Below are 17,970 nucleotides of genomic sequence, written 5' to 3'. Positions count from 1 at the left end.
TCCCGCGCCCGCCGCGGGATGGCGTTTCGCCCTCTGCGTTGATCGAACGCAATATCCACACAGAAAAAAACGGAAACCGCCAATAGGCACTTGCTATTCTACGAATAAGAATTATTCTCATTGAAACTCATCAAGGAGAACGACCATGACTTATTTGATAGATGCCTGGCTGGATCGTCCACACCCTTACCTGCGGATCCTGCATCGGGAAACCGGCGAAGTCTGTGCGGTGCTGGAAGAAGAGGCACTCAATGAACTGCAGGACCAGGGCGACCTGGACGTGAATGGCCTGAGTTCGAGTGAACCCGGTGTACTCAAGGAAGTGGTGCGCAATCTGTTTCTGTTCTGCTATGCCCGAGCGTTGCGCCCGGCCACGGAACTCAATGGCAAGTTCCATCCATGAACCAGCCAACACACAGGCCCTGTGTGGCAGCTGGGTTGCCTGCGATAGCATCCACTCGATAACAGCTCGGATCGAGTCGTCTGCATCGCGGGCAAGCCCGGCTCCCACATAAAGCAGGTCTTACAGAACGTCGAGCAGCTCGACGTCGAACACCAGAACGCTGTGCGGCGGGATGCTGCCAACGCCTTGAGCGCCGTAAGCCAGTTCGCTCGGCACGTACAGGCGCCATTTGCTGCCGGCATTCATCAGTTGCAGGGCTTCGGTCCAGCCGGCGATCACGCCACCCACCGGGAATTCTGCAGGCTGGCCGCGCTCGTAGGAGCTGTCGAACACCGTGCCGTCGATCAGCGTGCCGTGGTAGTGGGTACGCACTTGGTCTTCACGGGTCGGCTTGGCGCCGTCACCTTGGGTCAACACTTCAAATTGCAGGCCGGAAGCCAGGGTGGTGATGCCGTCACGCTTGGCGTTTTCCGCCAGGAATGCCAGGCCGGCACCTGCAGCGGCTTCAGCCTTGGCAGCGGCTTCGGCTTGCATGATTTCGCGGATGACTTTGAAGCTCGCAGCCATTTGCTCCTGGTCAACGCGGCTTGGCTTGCCGGCGAACGCGTCGGTCAGGCCAGCCAGGATTGCGTCCAGGCTGACGCCCGGTGGCGGGTTGTCGCGCAGTTGGTCGCCCAACTGACGGCCGATACCGTAGCTGACGCGGGTTTCGTCGGTGGACAGATTAACTTCGGACATGAAGAGGCTCCGCTGTAGGGCAGGGCTGAAAACACTGTTTTCCTGCACTGCCCGAAACTAAAAGGGCCAGCAGACTAGCACAGATGTCAGTCCGGGATCAGCCGCGCGCAGCCCGCCGACCGAGCGCCGCTGGTCGGTTATGCGGCGGCGGTGCCTATCGGCTTACGAATAAAGGTTCAGATTCCTTGCCCCCCGCCGATACAGCCCTACACAACTTGGCTGGCTCAAAGAACAACACCGTCCAGCAGACAGACATCAATTTTTGCGGAGCATTCGATGAACAGCTGGTTCGGCAACATTAGCGTCAATCTCAAACTCGGCCTGGGCTTCGGCCTGGTGCTGGTCCTCACGTCGATCCTGGCCCTGACCGGCTGGACCAGCCTGGGCGGCCTGATCGACCGCAGCAACTGGATGAGCGACATCACCCAGCTCAATGCGTCGCTGACCAAACTGCGGATCGTGCGCCTGCAGTACATGCTCGCCAACGGCGACGAAGCCGTGGCCCAGAACGTACAGACCAACCTGGACGCGTTCACGGCTCAGCAGCAGAAACTGCTGGACAGCTTCAAGAGCCCGGAAAACCGCAAGCTGCTCACCGAGCAGAAAAACATCATCACCGCCTACCAGCAGTCGTTGAACAAAATGCGCGAGGCCTACCGTAACGGCAATGCCTCTCGCCAGCTGATGGGCGAAAAGGCCGACATCGCCAATGCACAAATCAACGCGCTGGAAACCAGCGTGAAGCAAGCCCCGGACAGCTCCGAGCACCTGGCCCAGTTCCAGGCCGTCGCCGATGCCAAGATGCAATTCCAGTTGGCCCGCTATGAAGTGCGCGGCTATACCGGCAACGTCAACGCGGAGACCGAAGCCCGCGCCGCCGCACAAATCGAAAAAGCCATCAACGGCCTGAAGGGCCTCAGCGCCGTTTTCGGGGCCGGCCAGCAAAGCGCGTTGAGCGCGCTAGAAACCGCCCTGGGCGACTACCGCAGCGCCGTGCAGAACTACAAGGCTGCCAACGCCAACATCGTTGCCGCCCGCGCCGAAATGACCACCCAAGGCGCCGACATTGTCACCATCAGCGACAAGCTGTACGACATCCAGCTGGATCGCCGTGACGCCGAAAGCGCCCAGGCCCGCAGCCTGCAATTGATCAGCACGTTGCTGGCGCTGCTGGTCGGTGTCATTGCCGCCCTGGTGATCACCCGCCAGATCACCCGCCCCTTGCAGGAAACCCTGGCCGTGGTGGAGCGCATCGCTTCCGGCGACCTGAGCCACAACATCCAGGTGACCCGCCGCGATGAACTGGGCGTGTTGCAACAAGGCATCCAGCGCATGGGCACGACCCTGCGCGAGCTGATCAGCGGCATTCGTGATGGCGTCACCCAGATCGCCAGCGCCGCCGAAGAGCTGTCGGCCGTGACCGAGCAGACCAGCGCCGGCGTCAACAGCCAGAAGATCGAGACCGACCAGGTCGCCACCGCGATGCATGAAATGACTGCCACCGTGCAGGAAGTGGCGCGCAACGCCGAGCAAGCCTCCCAGGCGGCTTCCGAAGCCGACGGCCAGGCCCGCGAAGGCGACAAGGTCGTGGCGGAAGCCATCGCCCAGATCGAGCGCCTGGCCACCGAAGTGGCGCGCTCCACCGACGCGATGACGCACCTGCAGCAAGAGAGCAACAAGATTGGCAGCGTGATGGACGTGATCAAGGCCGTAGCCGAACAAACCAACCTGCTCGCCCTCAACGCCGCGATTGAAGCGGCGCGTGCCGGTGAAGCCGGTCGCGGCTTTGCCGTGGTGGCCGATGAAGTGCGTGGCCTGGCCCAGCGCACACAGAAATCCACCGAGGAAATCGAAGGCCTGGTGGCCGGTTTGCAGAACGGCACCCAGCAAGTCGCCAATGTGATGAACAACAGCCGCAGCCTCACCGACAGCAGCGTCGAGCTGACGCGCAAGGCCGGCGTATCGCTGGAGAACATCACCCGCACGGTGTCGAATATCCAGTCGATGAACCAGCAGATCGCCGCCGCCGCCGAACAGCAGAGCGCCGTTGCGGAAGAGATCAGCCGCAGCATTGTCAACGTGCGTGATGTGTCGGAACAGACTGCAACGGCGAGCGACGAGACGGCCAAGTCCAGCGTCGAGCTGGCGCGTTTGGGCAGCCAATTGCAGCAGATGGTCAGTCACTTCCGGGTTTAAGCAACAAAAAGCCGCCTCGGTTTAAGCCGAGGCGGCTCCACTTCTCAGACCTTACAGGTCATCGAAGCTGTCCCGCAGGAATGTCCACACGTGATTAGTGGCGTGAATACATAACCGGCCTAGTATCCGTCTGCGGGTCGATTGCGTCTTTTTAGATAGCAACCCCGGCCACTCACTGGGATTGCAAAAAAAACCGCCTACCCAGGCGGTTTTTATTGCCTGCGATTGACCGATCAGCCCTCGCCTTCCTCGACAAACACCAGCCGATTGCCAAATGGGTCACTGATGCTCATCTCCCGCGAGCCCCAAGGCGTTGCTTCAACCCCAGGCTTGGCATACCGATAATCCTTGGCCAGCAATTGCTGCTGGTACGCGTCCACGCCCTGCGCCTGAATCCGCACCGCCGAGCCGGGCGAAGCATCGCCGTGGTGTTCGGACAGATGCAGCACGCAGTCGCCCAACGACACCTGCAAATACAGCGGGAAATTCGCTTCGAAGCGATGCTGCCAATCCACCTTGAACCCGAGGAAATCGACGTAGAACTCCAACGCCTTGGCCTCGTCGAAGATCCGCAGGATGGGGGTGACTTTTCCTAAGTGCATTGCGCTCGCTCCGTGTATGAGATCGACCACTATAGAGACGAAAACCCGCCACGCAAATCCCCGCTGCGCGCCAAAAACCGTCCCGGCCGCTGACCATTGGCCTGCCCGTCGCTGTAGCTCAGCACGCCATTGACCCACACACCGTCAATGCCCTCGGCGGCACGTTGCGGGGCTTTGAAGTCCGCCACATCGCGCACTCGCAAGGGATCGAACAACACCAGGTCAGCCCAATACCCTTCACGGATTTCACCGCGCTCAGCCAGGCCAAAACGCGCCGCCGACAAGCCGGTCATTTTGTGCACCGCCGTGTGCAGTGGAAACAACCCCACGTCGCGGCTGAAATGCCCCAGCACCCGTGGAAACGCGCCCCATAAACGCGGGTGCGGAAACGGGTCTTCGGGCAAGCCGTCCGACCCCACCATCGACAGCGGATGCGCGAGGATGCGTCGTACATCCGCTTCATCCATCCCGTAGTACACCGCCCCTGCCGGTTGCAGGCGACGCGCCGCGTCCATCAGCGAAACGTCCCACTCGGCAGCGATGTCCTGCAAGTCACGCCCGCCCATCTCCGGATGCGGCGTGGACCAGGTGATGGTGATGCGAAACGCATCGGTGACTTGCTTGAGGTCCAGGGTCGAAGAACTCGCCGCATAGGGATAACAATCACAGCCCACCGGATGGGTTTTCGCCGCCAGCTCCAGCGCCGCCAACAGCTGTGGACTACGCCCCCAGTTACCGGCACCGGCGCATTTGAGGTGGGAAATGATCACCGGCGCCTTGGCATGCCGGCCGATCAGGAAAGCCTCGTCCATCGCCTCCAGCACCGGCTCGAATTCGCTGCGCAGATGGGTGGTGTACACCGCACCGAAGGCCGTCAGTTCTTCACTCAGTTGCAGCACTTCATCGGTCTCGGCATTGAACGCACTGGCGTAGGCCAGGCCTGTGGATAAGCCCAGCGCGCCGGCTTCGAGACTTTCCTGCAACTGCGCCCGCATGTGCGCGATTTCACCGGACGTGGCGGTGCGGTGCAGATCGTCCATATGGTTGCTGCGCAGCGCCGTGTGGCCGATCAGCGCAGCGACGTTGACGGCCGGGTGAGCGTTTTCCACCGCCAGGCGGTAATCGATAAAACGCGGATAGGCGAAGGCTTCACGCGTGCCCAACAGGTTCATCGGGTCCGGCGGCGCGCCGCGCAGGCTCACCGGCGACGCACTGATGCCACAGTTGCCGACGATCACCGTGGTCACACCCTGGCTGAGCTTGGGCAGCATCTGCGGATGGCGGATCACCACCGTGTCATCGTGGGTGTGCACGTCGATGAAACCCGGTGCCAGCACCCGGCCCGCGGCCTCGATTTCATGCTCGGCGTATGCTGCCGACAAATCGCCGATCGTTTCGATGCGCCCGTCGCGCAGCCCCACATCGGCAACATAGCCTTCGGTGTTGCTGCCATCGATGATCAGCGCCTGGCGAATCAGCGTGTCGTACTTCATATCAGTCTCCAAGCGGCAGGCTGTCAGGGCCGCCGCGATAATCGTCCAGGGCCAGCTTGATCCGGCGCAGGCGTTCCTGGTTGTCGTCCGGCATGGCCAGCGCCAGCTCGGTGGCGAGCAGGTCGATGGCCAGCAGCATTCCGTAGCGCGCCGCCGTGGGTTTGTAGATAAAACTGGTTTCGGCCGGTTGCAGCGGCAGCAGGACATCCGCCAACTCGGCCAGCGGAGAATCGGCCAGGGTGATAGCGACGATGCGCGCGTCATAGTTGCGCGCCAGCTTCACCACTTCCAGCAACTCGGGCGTGAGGCCGGTCAGCGAGCAGACGATCAGTGCCTGTTCGGGCCCCAGCGTCGCGGCCGTGACCCGCATCATCACCGGGTCATGGCTGGCAGCAATCGGGTACCCCAGGCGCACCAGGCGCACCTGCAACTCGTCGCTGCACAGGCTCGACGGGCCGCCCATGCCGAAGGCGTGAATCATCCGCGCCTTGCCGAGCAGGTTGACCGCATCGACAAAACTCGCCTGGTTGAACCCCGACAAATGCTGACGCAACGTCGTTTCGATATCGCCGAGTATCTGCCGATGAAACGCCGACTGCTCGGGCAGCCCCGCCGGGTCCAGAAAGCGACTGCCGACACCACTGGCCTGGGCCAGCTGCAGGCGCAGATCGCGCAAGTCGCGACAGCCGACACTGCGCGCAAACCGCGACAAGGTTGCGGTGCTGACTTCGGCCCGCTGGGACAACTCTTCCAGGCTGGCCGACGCGGCAAATGCCACATCCTCAAGCATCAGCCTGGCGATACGCCCTTCGCCGGCGCTGAAGGAATCCTGGCGGGCGCGGATCTGGTAGAGGATGTCCATGGGGTCTCCGGGTTACAAAATGCAGGACAGACCATACGTGAGACCGAAGGCGACCACCGATATCAGGGTCTCCAATACGGTCCAGGTCTTGAAGGTCTGGATCACCGTCATATTGAAGTATTCCTTGATCAGCCAGAAGCCGCCGTCGTTGACGTGGGAAAAGATTACCGAACCCGCACCGGTGGCCAGCACCAGCAATTCAGGGTGTGGATAACCCATTCCCAGGGCAACCGGCGCAACCACACCGGATGCGGTGGTCATGGCCACCGTGGCCGAACCCGTGGCAATGCGCATCAGGGCTGCAAACAGCCACCCCATCACCAGCGGCGACAACTGGAACGCATGGGCCAGGCCAAGGATTTCATTGGTGACGCCCGCATCCACGAGGATCCGGTTCAGGCCACCGCCCGCGCCCACCAGCAAGGTGATGCTCGCGGTCGGCGCCAGGCATTCATTGGTGAACTTGAGGATCGACTCGCGGTTGAAGCCTTGCGCCAGGCCCAGGGTCCAGAAGCTCACCAGGGTCGCCACCAGCAGGGCGATCACCGAGTTGCCGATAAACAGCAGGAATTGGTTGAACCCGGTGCCAGGGGTGGAAATGACGTTGGCCCAACCGCCGATCATCATCAGCACCACCGGCAACAGGATGGTGCCCATGGTCAGTGCAAAACTCGGCAAACGCTCGCGAGGCTCGCGCTCGATGAACTGGCGTTCCAGCGGGTTTTCCGCCGGCAGGTGAATACGCGGCACGATGAATTTGGCATACACAGGACCGGCGATGATCGCCGTCGGGATGCCGATGAGGATCGCGTAGAGCACGGTCTGCCCCACCGATGCGTTATAGGCCAGCACCGCCATCATCGCCGCCGGGTGCGGCGGCACCAGCGCATGCACCACCGACAAGCCGGCGACCATCGGCAGCCCGACCATCAGGATCGACACCCCCACCCGCCGCGCCACGGTAAAGGCGATCGGCACCAGCAACACAAAACCGACCTCGAAAAACAGCGGCAGCCCCACCAGGAAGGCGATGCACACCATGGCCCAGTGGGCATTGCGCTCGCCGAAACGGTTGATCAGCGTGCGCGCCACCTGCTCGGCGCCGCCGGATTCGGCCATCATCTTGCCGAGCATGGTGCCGAGCGCCACCACCAGGGCGATGTGCCCCAGCGTTTTGCCGACACCCGCCTCATAAGACCCCATGATGGTGTCCGCCGGCATCCCGGCCATCAGCGCGAGGCCGATGGACACCAGGGTGATGACGATAAACGGGTTGAGTCGGTAACGTGCAATCAGCACGATCAAGGCAATGATGGCAATGGCAGCGTATGCCAATAGCCCGAAGCCCGGTAATGCGGCCATGCGGTACTCCTCGGAAAGGGTCACGTCGAATTGGTTGTGAAACTCATAAATCATTACCGAAGAGCATTTTCAAATTTTATGAAAGTAATTTTCGCCCACAGACACGTGCTGTCGCGTTGGGATATGCCCGACACGCACGCATGAAAATTCAAGGTGTGTTCTTACATGAAGATCAGCAACTGCCGGAAACTCAGGGGCGGGCGTTGAGTCATAGAATGCGCATCCACTCATGCCCAGGAAAATCGACCATGATTCGCACCTCCCTCGCCGCCGGCGCGCTGTTTCTGACCTTGTGCGGCGCTGCCTCGGCCGCCGATAACGCGGCGCTGAAAAAATGCATGGACGGCGCCAACACGACCGCCGACATGGTCGGTTGCAACGCCAAGGAAGCCAAGGTGCAGGACGATCGCCTGAACCGCGCCTACAAGACCGCCCTCGCCGCCCAGGAAGGCGCGCGCCAACAGCAACTGCAGGACGTGCAGCGCCTGTGGATAAAATACCGCGACGCCAATTGCGCCTTCGCGGGCAGTGCCACCGGCGGCACGATCGACCAGGTCAATGGTTCCGGCTGTGTGCTGGACATGACCCAGACCCGCGCCCAGGAACTCGAAGACCTGGTCGGGCCATAACTCCCCTTTTAGAAGCCGGCAGGTTAATCGTGATGGACCTTGGCGCGCTTGAGCAGCTTCTTGCAGCGCTCGGACAAATGCAGCACTCGCAGGTGCTTGCCGGCCTTGGTGTAGCGCTCGCGCAGGGTCATCAGCGCGGCAATCGCTGAATAGTCGACAAAGCTCAGGTGACGGCAGTCCAGCGTCACCTGGGCCGGGTCGTTGGCTGGATCGAATTGGTTCAGGAATGGCGTAGTCGAGGCGAAGAACAAGGTGCCGTGCAGGCGATAGAGCTTGCTGCCGTCGGCCTCCAGGTGCTCATCGGCATACAACTCCCGCGCCTGTTGCCAGGCAAAATTCAGCGCGGCAATCACGATGCCGCACAGCACGGCGGTGGCCAGGTCGGTGAACACGGTGATCACCGTCACCGCGAGAATCACCAGCACGTCATTGAACGGCACTTTGTTGATGACCCGCAGCGACGCCCAGGCGAAGGTCTGCTGGGACACCACAAACATCACCCCCACCAGCGCCGCCAGCGGGATCCGCTCGATCAGCGGCGACAGAAACAGAATGAACAACAGGATCATCACCCCGGCGAACACCCCGGAAAAACGCCCGCGCCCGCCAGAACTGAGGTTGATTACGGTTTGCCCGATCATCGCGCAACCGCCCATGCCACCGAACAGGCCCGAGACCATATTCGCCGCCCCCAGGGCCACGCTTTCGCGGTCGGGGTAGCCACGGCTTTCGGTGATTTCGTCGGTGAGGTTCAAGGTCAGCAGGGTTTCCAGCAGGCCGACCATGGCCATCAGGAACGCGTAGGGCGCGATGATGCCGAGGGTTTCCAGGGTCCAGGGGATCTGCGGCAGGGCAAAGGTCGGCAGGCCGCCGGCGATGTGGGCCATGTCGCCGAGGGTGCGGGTCGGCAGGCCGAGCAGGTACACCGCCAGGCCAACGCCGAGAATCGCCACCAGGGCCGGCGGCACGGCGCGCGTGAGGCGCGGCAGCAGGTAGACGATGGCCATGGTCACCAGCACCAGGCCGGTCATCACATACAACGGCGTACCGCTGAGCCAGGTGTCACCGCTTTTGAAGTGTTCCAGTTGCGCCAGCGCAATAATGATCGCCAGGCCGTTGACGAACCCCAGCATCACCGGGTGCGGCACCATGCGCACCAGCTTGCCCAGGCGCAACAGGCCGAACGCGACCATGATCAGCCCACCCAGCAGCACCGTCGCCAGCAGGTACTCCACGCCGTGCTGCACCACCAGCGCGACGATCACCACCGCCATCGAGCCCGCCGCCCCCGACACCATGCCGGGCCGGCCGCCAAACAGCGCCGTGAGGGTGCAGATGATAAAGGCGCCGTAGAGGCCCATCAGCGGGTTGAGGTGGGCGACCAGGGCAAAGGCGATGCATTCGGGCAGCAACGCAAAAGACGTGGTGAGGCCGGCCAGGGCATCGGCGCGCAGACGGGTGAGGTTCATGAGGTACCAGGGCATTGCGGGGATAAGGCCGGGAATGGTACGGAATTGAACGCGGCAGAACCAGATTTTTCAGGCAGGCAATCCCCGGAGGGGAACGGGCCGGTTGTGACAAACAGAGTCGTTCTGACAAGCACGCCTGTATGGCAGACGGGCTTGTTGTGATAGGCAATTTCGTGTGGATGTGGCGAGCGGGCTTGCCCCGCGTCGGGCTGCGAAGCAGCCCCCCAAGCCATTCAGCGCATATCTGTCGGAATATAGGCGGTGGCTGGGATGGGGCCGCTTCGCAGCCCAACGCGGGGCAAGCCCGCTCGCCACAAAAAAGCCCGGCCGCCCGCCCAACTACAGCTACAGCCACAAGTTGAGCGGCAGAAAACTCAGACCATCTCGTGGCGAATCCACTCCACCACCGACGTACGCTTCGGCGCCCAGCCCAGCAGTTCACGCGCGTGTTTGCCGCGCACGCGGCTGTTGGAGCCCAGGCCATAGTTGGCCATTTCATAGCCCCACTCGGCTTCAGCCTCGGCCAATGGCCAATCCTGCGGCTGGCCCAGGTTCAGGGCGGCGGCGATCGCGGTGGTCATGTCGATAAACGCCGCCTCGCCGCTTTCCACAAAGTAGAAGGTGCCCGGCACGTTCTTGGTCAGCGCCAGCAAATACAGGGCCACCACGTCGTCAATGTGCACGTTGGACCAGATGTTCTGCCCGGTCCCCACGTGGCGCACCACGCCGCTCTTGCGGGCCTGCTTGAGCAAGCGTGGCAATTGCACGCTGTCACGCTTCACACCCAGGCTGTGCCCGTAGATCAAGGTGTTACAGATCACCGCCGAGTTCACGCCGTCGTTGGCGGCCGCCAGGATCAGGTTGTCGATGGCCACGCGCGCGGCCTTGTCGATCGTCGGCGCCGGCAGGTTGTCTTCAAAGTAGATGACATCACTGGCCTTGCCGCCGGATGCATCACCGACGATGCTCGAACCGCTGGTGTGCAGGAATGGCTTGTTCGAACCTTTCAACGCGGCCAGCAAGGTTTCCACGGCAGCACGATGGTCGCTGCTCGCGGCGTTGATCACCGCATCGGCGCGCTTGGCCTGCTCGGTCAATACGCCGGCGTCATCCAGGGTGCCGATGACTGGGGTAATGCCCAGGGCGCTCATTTCAGCCGCTTGCTCGGCGCTGCGCACCAGGCCGGTAACGTGATGGCAGGCCTTGACCAGGCCCGTGGCGATGGAGCCGCCGATAAAACCTGCAGCGCCGGTGATGAATACGTTCATGGAGTGTGCTCCTGACTGGGTAAGTGATGGGCCCATTGTTACGGACCCCTCCCTGGCGAATAAGCCCCTGATGCCCAATTCACTCTTGCGCGCAGGTCACGAATCAACGGGCATAGCGCGCCAATTTGGCCTGGATGAAGTCCAGGAAGCACTGGATGCGCAGCGCCAGTTGCGAGTTGCGGTAGAACACCGCGTGGATCGGCTGGCGATAACCGGTATTGAACGCTTCCAGCACCGGCACCAGGCGCCCGGCGCTGATGTCTTCCAGGGTCATGAAATTCGACAGGCAGCAAATCCCCTGCCCTGCCAACGCCAGGTGACGCAGGGTTTCACCACTCGACGCAGCAATCCCCGGCTGGATCAGCCAGCGGTCGCCCTCCACATGGCGCAAAGGCCAGTGGTTGAGGGTTTCGGTCTGGGTGAACCCCAGCAACGTGTGGTTGGCCAGCTCGGCCACCGTCGCCGGAGCACCGTGCTGCTTGAGGTATTCAGGGCTGGCGAGGATATGCAGCGGCGACCAGCCGAGGGCGCGCGCATGCAGGGTCGAATCGGCCAGCACGCCGATGCGAATGGCGATGTCGGTGCTCTGTTCCAGCAGGTCGATGATCAAGTCATCGCTGTTCAGCTCCAACTGGATATCCGGGTACAAACGGCGAAACTCGTCGATGTACGGCACAATCCCATGCAGCATGAACGGTACGGCAGCATTGATGCGCAGGCGCCCGGCCGGGTTTTTCTGACGTGATGACAAGCGCTCTTCCAGCTCCTCCATCTGCGCCAGGATCACCTTGGCCTGCTCGAAGAAGTACTTACCTTCCTCGGTCAGGTCCATGCGCCGCGTGGTGCGGTTGATCAACGTGGTGTCGAGCTTGGCTTCCAGGCGCGACAGGGTGCGGCTGACCGCCGAGGGCGTCTGCCCGACCTGCTCCGCCGCGGCGGAAATCGAACCGCATTCAATCACGCTGACAAAGATCTGGAGCTCATCGGATCGGGCTTTCACAGGCTGTCCTCTTTATCGATTCCTGCCAGCTTACACCGAGAGGTTGAACACCTGCGCCAGGTGCTGCTCGTAGCGCGCCACGTCGGCCTCGATGGCCGGGCGTTTCATCACGTCTACGCACAGAAAGGTCGGCAGGCCAGTCATGCCGAGGAACTCGTTGGCCTTGTGGAACGCAAAGTACACCGCGTCGACACCCTTGGCCTCAAAGAAATCGCTCGGGTCGTCAAAGGCTTGCTGCGGCGCGTTCCAGGTCAGCGAGAGCATGTACTGCTTGCCCTGGATCAGGCCGCCGCTGCCGTATTTCTGCGACGAATCGGAACGGGTGCGGCCGTCGCTGGCGTACAGGCTGCCGTGGCCTTCGGTGAAGACCTCGTCGATGTACTTTTTGACGATCCACGGTGCGCCCATCCACCAGCCGGGCATCTGGTAGATGATCACGTCGGCCCAGAGGAATTTGGCCACTTCTTCGGCGACATCGTAGCCTTCGTCGATGTGGGTGACCTTGACGTCGATACCGCCACGGTCCAGCACGGCCACGGCGGCGTCGTGCAGGGTGGTGTTGTAGCGACCATCGGAGTGGGCGAACTTTTTACCGCCGTTGAGCAGGAGGACTTTTTTCATCGTAGGGATCCAAGGGGTTAGAAATGTCTGGCGGCAGACTAGCGACTCGCAACCCTGGGAATAAGCGGTGGTGCAGCAAAATACATTTGACCCATGCGCACGAATAACTGCGTACTCGTGAATTATCCGCTAATCAGCAGGTGGCCTCCCAACAGCGCCATGCCGATGAAAAATACGCGTTTGAAAACCACCGCGCTGATGCGCTGGCGCAGCGTCTGGCCCAACCACATCCCCAGCAGCGCCGGGAACAACGCCAACATCGAGGCGTTGATTTCGCCCCCACCTAGGCTGCCGCGCCAAGCCAAACCGGCGGCCAGCGCCAGCGTCGAAACCGTGAACGACAGGCCCAGCGCCTGCACCAACTCATCGCGGTTCAAACCCAATGCCTGCAGGTACGGCACAGCCGGAATCACAAACACACCGGTGGCCGAGGTGATCACCCCCGTGATCAGCCCACACAGCGGGCCAAGCCATCGTTCGGTCTCGGGCTTGACCTTGAGCGTGGGCAAAAACAGCCCGCTCAATGCGTACACCAGCAAGGCCCCGCCGAGCGCACGCACCACCCAATGGCCGCCGTCCATGCCCAGCCACACGCTGCCGAGCCCGGTACCGAGAAAAATCAGCAACAGCATCGGCCACAGACGCTTGAGCAACGCGCTCAGGTGCCCGCCGAAGGCCAGTTGCCAGAGATTGGTGACTGTCGAGGGAATGATCAGCAATGCCGCAGCCTGCGCCGGCAGCATAGCCAGGCCGAGCATGCCCATGGCGACGGTGGGCAGGCCGAGGCCGATCACCCCCTTGACGGTGCCGGCCAGCACGAAAGTGCCGATCACCAGCAGCGTCAGGGCTGGGCCGAGGTTTTGGTAGAAGGTCAGGAAGGTATTCATGGGGCGATTGTGAGGGGTTTCGATGCGACGGAAAATTCGCCATATACTGAGGCAGCCTCTTGTTTTGAAGGAGGCTGATGACGCCATCGCTGGCAAGCCAATCACCCGAGAATACCCGCCATGCACTTTGATTTGGTCGACCTGCGCCTTTACCTGCACATCCTCGACACCGGCAACATCACCGCCGGCGCCGTGCGCAGTCATCTGTCGCTGGCGGCGGCCAGCGCGCGCATCCGGGCGATGGAGGCCTCGCTGGGCATCGCCTTTCTCGAGCGCGGCCGCCGTGGCGTCACCCCAACGCCGGCCGGCAAAGCCCTGGCCCGCCACGCGCGCCTGCTGTTGCAACAAGCCGACCACCTGCAACAGGACCTCGCGGAATACGCCAATGGCGTCAAAGGCCAGGTGCGCCTGTTGTGCAACACCACCGCGCTCAGCGAATACCTGCCGGAACTGCTGGCGGGTTTCCTGCGCGAACACGCCAACCTGGATATCGACCTGCAGGAGCTGCCGAGCCTGCGCATCACCCAGGCCTTGCGCCAAGGCACGGCCGACCTGGGAATCATCTCTGATGCGGTCGACACCCACGGTTTGCAGACGCTGGCGTTTCGCGACGACCCGCTGGTGCTGATCATGCCCCTCGATCATCCGTTGACCACGGCGAGTTTCATCGACAGCCTGCAATACGACTACGTAGGCCTGGCCGCCAACAGCGCACTCGCGGTGTACCTGGAGGAGCAGGCGCTGCACGCGGGTTTTCGCTTGCAGACGCGCATTCGCGCCGATGGCTTTGATGGGCTGATTCGCATGGTCGCCGGCGGCGCCGGGCTGGGTATCGTGCCCCAGGCTGCGCTGGAACGCTGGCCGCTGGAGCGCCGCTTCAAGGCCCAGCCGCTCAAGGAGGACTGGGCCTGTCGTCGATTGCTGTTATGCGCACGCTCGTTCGAACAACTGCCGGGTTACGCCAGGGCCTTGTTCGATGCCTTGGCCCTGCCCTTGCGGAAAAACCCGTAATACACCGCCGACAGGATCAGCAGGAACGGCACGCCAAACACCAGGGTCATCTTGAATGCGTCGGTGAAGTACGTGGTGATCATCACCGCGCCCATCAGCACCAGGCCCAGCAAGGTGCTGTAGGGAAACAGGCGCAGTTCGAACGACAGCTTCGCGCCGCCATGGCGCTGGCGATAGCGCCGGAAGAACAGGTGCGTGAGGAAGATCATGAACCAGGTGAAGATCGCGCCAAACATCGAGATCGCCATCATCAGGGTGAACGAGCTTTCCGGGTACACCACGTTAAGCAAGGTCGCCAGCGCGATGCCCGAGCTGGACAGCAACAGCGCATTCAACGGAATACCGCTCTTGCTCAGGGCGCCCATTGACTTGGGCGCAAAACCTGCGCGAGACAGGCTGAACATCATCCGCGTGGTGATGTAGAGCTGGCTGTTCATCGCCGACAGCGCCGCGATCAGGATCACGAAATTCATCACCCCGGTCGCCCCGGGAATGCCGATGGTCTGCATCACCGTGACGAATGGGCTCTGGGTCTGGCCCGCCTGGTTCCACGGCACGATGGCGAGCATCAGCGCCAGGGTCAGCAGGTAGAACACCACCAGCCGCACGATGGTCGCGCGAAAGGCCTTTTTCACCGCCTGTTCCGGGTCAGCCGCTTCACCGGCGGCGACGGCGATCATCTCCACGCTGAGGTAGCTGAAGATCGACACGATCACCGCGATCCACATGCCGCTCAGGCCATGCGGGAAAAAGCCGTCGTGAGCCGTGTAGTTCTGTACGCCATATTCCGGGTTGCCGGAACCGAACACGACGTAGACGGCGAGGAGGATGAAGGCGACGATGGCGCTGATCTTGATAGTCGAGAACCAGTATTCGAAGGTGCCGAAAGTCTTCACGCTGATCGCATTGAGCAGGATCAGCACGCTGGAAAACGACACGATCCATACCCACTCCGGTACGTTGGCGAACCAGTACTTCATGTACATCGCCACCGCCGTGACCTCGGCGCCCACCGCCAGCACAATCGCCGCCCAGTAGGCATACCGCACCAGGAATCCGGCCAGCGGGCTGACGTAGAACTCGGCGTAGGCGCCAAACGAGCCGGAGGTGGAATGGGCCACCGTCATCTCGGCCAGGCAGCCCATCAGCAGCAAGGTGATCAGCGCGCCGATGGCGTAGCTGATCAGCACACTCGGCCCGGCATAGCCGATGGCATAGGCGCTGCCCATGAACAGCCCGGTACCGATCGCGCCACCGATGGCGATCATGCTCATCTGGCCGGAAGTGAGCTGGCGCCTGAGGCCCAGTTCGCGGTGGGTAATCTCTGCAAAGCCGTTGTCTGGCGTGGTCACGTGGGGTGCCCCTTTATTATTGTGATGGTTACTGCCGTGTTGGACCCTGGGGGAGCGGGCTGGCCTGCGATGACGTCGGTGAATTCACCATCGCCATCGCAGGCCAGCCAGCTCCCACATGTGAAAGGTGTTGCCCTTAAGTAACGCTGTTGCGGACTTTGAATTGCGCCTGGTCCCATGTGGCGTTGTCGAGGATTTCACCGAGAATCTCCACGGCGTCCCACACCTCGGTAAAGCTGGTGTACAGCGGGGTAAAGCCAAAGCGCATGATGCGCGGCTCGCGATAATCGCCGATCACGCCACGGGCGATCAACGCCTGGATCACCGCGTAGCCTTCAGGGTGTTCGAAGCTCACATGGCTGCCTCGCCGGGCGTGGTCACGCGGGGTGATCAGCACCAGGTCGTGGGCGGCGCAACGGGCTTCGACCAGGTCGATAAACAGGTCGGTCAGGGCCAGCGACTTGGCGCGCAGGCTGGCCATGTCGGTCTGGGCAAAAATTTCCAGGCCGCATTCCACCATGGCCAATGAAGTGATCGGCTGCGTGCCGCACAGGTAGCGTGCAATGCCGCTGCTGGGCGCGTAGGTCGACTCCATGGCGAACTGCCGAGTGTGCCCGAACCAGCCCGACAATGGCTGGCGCACCACATCCACCAACTCCGGATTCACCCACACAAACGCCTGGGAGCCCGGGCCGCCGTTCAGGTATTTGTAGGTGCAGCCAATCGCGTAATCAGCCCCCGCCGCGTGCAGGTCGATGGGCACCGCGCCCGCCGAGTGCGCCAGGTCCCAGATACTCAACGCGCCGCACTCATGGCTCAAGGCGGTGAGTGCCTGCATGTCGTACATGTAGCCCGTCTTGTAGTTGACGTGGGTGAGCATCACCACTGCCACGTCCTGGTCGATGGCTTCGGGCAGCTCCTCGGGGCTGTTGACCAGCCGCAGCGAATAGCCTTGTTGCAGCAGTTCGGCAAGGCCTTCGGCGATATACAGGTCGGTGGGAAAGTTGCTCGCTTCGCTGACAATCACCTTGCGCGCCGGCGTGCGCTGGCGCTGCACGCTCAGCGCCGCGCTGAGCACTTTGAACAGGTTGATCGAAGTGGTATCGGTGATCACCACTTCGCCGTCGCGCGCACCGATCAGCGGTGCCAGGCGATTGCCCAGGCGCTGCGACAGATCCGCCCAGCTCGCGCTGTTCCAACTGCGAATCAAGCCGTTGCCCCACTCTTCGGCGATCACCGCCTGCGCCCGCGCCAACGCGGCCACCGGGCGTGCACCGAGGGAGTTGCCGTCGAGATAGATCACGCCCGCCGGCAAGGCGAACTGTTGACGCAGCGGCGCCAGGGGGTCCTGGGCGTCTAGGGCTTGGCAATGGCTTCGAAGGGTCATGGGCTGTCCTGGTTTTTATAGGGAATATGGACCAAATAATGAACGAAGCTTTAGAGAATTTTCGTGCAAAGTGGTAGGTAACAGGCTAATTAAGCTGTAGGAAATTCGAATTTAACCTCCAAATACGCGGATTTATTCTAACCATGATTCTTGACGCCACCGACCTTCGCCTCCTGCATTTTCTGCAACAGGATGGGCGTATCAGCAACCAGGAACTGGCGGAAAAGGTCGCCCTGTCGCCCTCCGCCTGCCTGCGCCGGTTGCGCCTGCTGGAGAGCGAGGGAATCATCAGCGGCTACCGCGCGGTCCTGAATGCCGAGCAGTTGGGGATTGAACTGGAGGCCATCGTCCACCTGTCATTGCGCCAGGATGTGGAGGATTGGCACGAGACGTTCATCAAGAAGGTGCAAGGCTGGCCGGAGGTCGCCAGTGCCTATGTGATCACCGGCGCCAGCAACTATGTGCTGCGGGTGCAGGCACGCAACCTCAAGCATTTTTCGGACTTCATCGTGAACCACCTGAACCGCACGGCGGGGGTGATGGATATTCGCTCGGAGATCGTGTTGCAGAAGATCAAGGACCGGGATGAGGTGCTGGATTTGGTAGTGCGCAAATAGCACGAACACCCCACATCAACTGTGGGAGCTGGGGTGGGGGGGGGGGGGGGGGGCGGCCGCCCCCCCCCCCCCC

Annotated in this window: 17 protein-coding genes and 1 pseudogene; 6 read left to right on the top strand and 12 right to left on the bottom strand. The window is 62.1% G+C overall.

The window, feature by feature from the left end; genetic code table 11:
* The first annotated feature begins 145 nt into the window (after window positions 1–145).
* A complete protein-coding gene (locus tag NTD80_RS05020) occupies window positions 146–403 on the top strand; it encodes a hypothetical protein (RefSeq protein ID WP_003194088.1) in 258 nt (85 codons plus the stop codon).
* A gap of 120 nt (window positions 404–523) precedes the next feature.
* Here NTD80_RS05020 and NTD80_RS05015 read toward each other — a convergent pair whose 3' ends face one another.
* A complete protein-coding gene (locus NTD80_RS05015) occupies window positions 524–1,141 on the bottom strand; it encodes an FKBP-type peptidyl-prolyl cis-trans isomerase (protein ID WP_065908463.1) in 618 nt (205 codons plus the stop codon).
* 276 nt (window positions 1,142–1,417) lie between these two features.
* On the opposite strand from NTD80_RS05015, the pseudogene NTD80_RS31300 reads away from it, so the two are divergent.
* Together NTD80_RS31300 and NTD80_RS31295 are read left to right on the top strand one after the other, a co-directional pair.
* Window positions 1,418–2,434: pseudogene (locus NTD80_RS31300) on the top strand (methyl-accepting chemotaxis protein); the annotation flags it as partial.
* A gap of 39 nt (window positions 2,435–2,473) precedes the next feature.
* Entirely contained in the window at window positions 2,474–3,337 is an 864-nt protein-coding gene (locus NTD80_RS31295) for a methyl-accepting chemotaxis protein (protein ID WP_371920688.1), read from the top strand.
* Between the two features lie 233 nt (window positions 3,338–3,570).
* Here NTD80_RS31295 and NTD80_RS05005 read toward each other — a convergent pair whose 3' ends face one another.
* The 4 genes from NTD80_RS05005 to NTD80_RS04990 are packed head-to-tail and all read right to left on the bottom strand — an operon-like array spanning window position 3,571 to window position 7,656.
* Window positions 3,571–3,939 carry a glyoxalase superfamily protein gene (locus NTD80_RS05005; RefSeq protein ID WP_213552604.1) on the bottom strand — a complete coding sequence of 123 codons (369 nt, stop codon included), beginning with the start codon at window positions 3,937–3,939 and terminating at the stop codon, window positions 3,571–3,573.
* Between the two features lie 29 nt (window positions 3,940–3,968).
* Window positions 3,969–5,432 (bottom strand): N-acyl-D-amino-acid deacylase family protein, encoded by a 1,464-nt coding sequence (locus NTD80_RS05000; RefSeq protein WP_262132421.1) that lies wholly within the window; start codon window positions 5,430–5,432, stop codon window positions 3,969–3,971.
* A gap of 1 nt (window position 5,433) precedes the next feature.
* Window positions 5,434–6,294, bottom strand: coding sequence for a MurR/RpiR family transcriptional regulator (locus NTD80_RS04995; protein WP_065908458.1), 861 nt, complete (start codon window positions 6,292–6,294; stop codon window positions 5,434–5,436).
* 12 nt (window positions 6,295–6,306) lie between these two features.
* Entirely contained in the window at window positions 6,307–7,656 is a 1,350-nt protein-coding gene (locus tag NTD80_RS04990) for a gluconate:H+ symporter (protein WP_106802642.1), read from the bottom strand.
* 248 nt (window positions 7,657–7,904) lie between these two features.
* Between NTD80_RS04990 and NTD80_RS04985 the strand changes: the two genes are divergently transcribed.
* Window positions 7,905–8,285, top strand: a complete 381-nt coding sequence (locus tag NTD80_RS04985) for a lysozyme inhibitor LprI family protein (RefSeq protein WP_262132418.1) — start codon at window positions 7,905–7,907, stop codon at window positions 8,283–8,285.
* A gap of 23 nt (window positions 8,286–8,308) precedes the next feature.
* On the opposite strand, the gene NTD80_RS04980 is transcribed toward NTD80_RS04985, so the two are convergent.
* The 5 genes from NTD80_RS04980 to NTD80_RS04960 form a co-directional block, all read right to left on the bottom strand.
* Window positions 8,309–9,754, bottom strand: a complete 1,446-nt coding sequence (locus NTD80_RS04980) for a SulP family inorganic anion transporter (protein ID WP_262132417.1) — start codon at window positions 9,752–9,754, stop codon at window positions 8,309–8,311.
* Window positions 9,755–10,128: 374 nt separating this feature from the next.
* Window positions 10,129–11,022, bottom strand: a complete 894-nt coding sequence (locus NTD80_RS04975) for an NAD-dependent epimerase/dehydratase family protein (protein ID WP_262132416.1) — start codon at window positions 11,020–11,022, stop codon at window positions 10,129–10,131.
* Between the two features lie 103 nt (window positions 11,023–11,125).
* Complete coding sequence (locus tag NTD80_RS04970) at window positions 11,126–12,022, bottom strand: LysR family transcriptional regulator (protein WP_262132414.1); 897 nt, start codon at window positions 12,020–12,022, stop codon at window positions 11,126–11,128.
* A gap of 30 nt (window positions 12,023–12,052) precedes the next feature.
* Complete coding sequence (locus NTD80_RS04965) at window positions 12,053–12,643, bottom strand: NAD(P)H-dependent oxidoreductase (protein ID WP_262132408.1); 591 nt, start codon at window positions 12,641–12,643, stop codon at window positions 12,053–12,055.
* Window positions 12,644–12,765: 122 nt separating this feature from the next.
* Entirely contained in the window at window positions 12,766–13,530 is a 765-nt protein-coding gene (locus NTD80_RS04960; protein WP_262132405.1) for a sulfite exporter TauE/SafE family protein, read from the bottom strand.
* A gap of 120 nt (window positions 13,531–13,650) precedes the next feature.
* Here NTD80_RS04960 and NTD80_RS04955 point away from each other — a divergent pair, with 120 nt between their 5' ends.
* A complete protein-coding gene (locus tag NTD80_RS04955; protein ID WP_262132403.1) occupies window positions 13,651–14,541 on the top strand; it encodes a LysR substrate-binding domain-containing protein in 891 nt (296 codons plus the stop codon).
* Here the strand turns inward: NTD80_RS04955 and NTD80_RS04950 are convergent.
* Both NTD80_RS04950 and kynU read right to left on the bottom strand, forming a co-directional pair.
* On the bottom strand, window positions 14,487–15,893 hold the full coding sequence (locus tag NTD80_RS04950) for an amino acid permease (RefSeq protein WP_106802638.1): 1,407 nt from the start codon (window positions 15,891–15,893) through the stop codon (window positions 14,487–14,489). The two genes, NTD80_RS04955 and NTD80_RS04950, sit on opposite strands and share 55 nt — an antisense overlap.
* A gap of 136 nt (window positions 15,894–16,029) precedes the next feature.
* Entirely contained in the window at window positions 16,030–17,280 is a 1,251-nt protein-coding gene (kynU, locus tag NTD80_RS04945; RefSeq protein WP_262132402.1) for a kynureninase, read from the bottom strand.
* Between the two features lie 143 nt (window positions 17,281–17,423).
* On the opposite strand from kynU, the gene NTD80_RS04940 reads away from it, so the two are divergent.
* Window positions 17,424–17,897 (top strand): Lrp/AsnC family transcriptional regulator, encoded by a 474-nt coding sequence (locus NTD80_RS04940; RefSeq protein ID WP_003176072.1) that lies wholly within the window; start codon window positions 17,424–17,426, stop codon window positions 17,895–17,897.
* The last annotated feature ends 73 nt before the right edge of the window (window positions 17,898–17,970 follow it).

The organism is Pseudomonas sp. 13B_2.1_Bac1 (assembly GCF_025466155.1).
In the GTDB taxonomy this organism is placed as follows: domain Bacteria; phylum Pseudomonadota; class Gammaproteobacteria; order Pseudomonadales; family Pseudomonadaceae; genus Aquipseudomonas; species Aquipseudomonas aylmerensis.
The sequence above is the reverse complement of the archived record's forward strand: the minus strand, read 5'-3'. Positions and strand labels throughout refer to the sequence as shown.

Coding starts and splice junctions, on each gene's coding strand:
- NTD80_RS04955 (WP_262132403.1), top strand. CDS start 13,651: ATGCACTTTGATTTGGTCGACCTGCGCCTTTACCTGCACATCCTCGAC.
- NTD80_RS04965 (WP_262132408.1), bottom strand. CDS start 12,643: ATGAAAAAAGTCCTCCTGCTCAACGGCGGTAAAAAGTTCGCCCACTCC.
- NTD80_RS04985 (WP_262132418.1), top strand. CDS start 7,905: ATGATTCGCACCTCCCTCGCCGCCGGCGCGCTGTTTCTGACCTTGTGC.
- kynU (WP_262132402.1), bottom strand. CDS start 17,280: ATGACCCTTCGAAGCCATTGCCAAGCCCTAGACGCCCAGGACCCCCTG.
- NTD80_RS04980 (WP_262132417.1), bottom strand. CDS start 9,754: ATGAACCTCACCCGTCTGCGCGCCGATGCCCTGGCCGGCCTCACCACG.
- NTD80_RS05000 (WP_262132421.1), bottom strand. CDS start 5,432: ATGAAGTACGACACGCTGATTCGCCAGGCGCTGATCATCGATGGCAGC.
- NTD80_RS05020 (WP_003194088.1), top strand. CDS start 146: ATGACTTATTTGATAGATGCCTGGCTGGATCGTCCACACCCTTACCTG.
- NTD80_RS04975 (WP_262132416.1), bottom strand. CDS start 11,022: ATGAACGTATTCATCACCGGCGCTGCAGGTTTTATCGGCGGCTCCATC.
- NTD80_RS04960 (WP_262132405.1), bottom strand. CDS start 13,530: ATGAATACCTTCCTGACCTTCTACCAAAACCTCGGCCCAGCCCTGACG.
- NTD80_RS05015 (WP_065908463.1), bottom strand. CDS start 1,141: ATGTCCGAAGTTAATCTGTCCACCGACGAAACCCGCGTCAGCTACGGT.
- NTD80_RS05005 (WP_213552604.1), bottom strand. CDS start 3,939: ATGCACTTAGGAAAAGTCACCCCCATCCTGCGGATCTTCGACGAGGCC.
- NTD80_RS04940 (WP_003176072.1), top strand. CDS start 17,424: ATGATTCTTGACGCCACCGACCTTCGCCTCCTGCATTTTCTGCAACAG.
- NTD80_RS04990 (WP_106802642.1), bottom strand. CDS start 7,656: ATGGCCGCATTACCGGGCTTCGGGCTATTGGCATACGCTGCCATTGCC.
- NTD80_RS31295 (WP_371920688.1), top strand. CDS start 2,474: ATGGGCACGACCCTGCGCGAGCTGATCAGCGGCATTCGTGATGGCGTC.
- NTD80_RS04995 (WP_065908458.1), bottom strand. CDS start 6,294: ATGGACATCCTCTACCAGATCCGCGCCCGCCAGGATTCCTTCAGCGCC.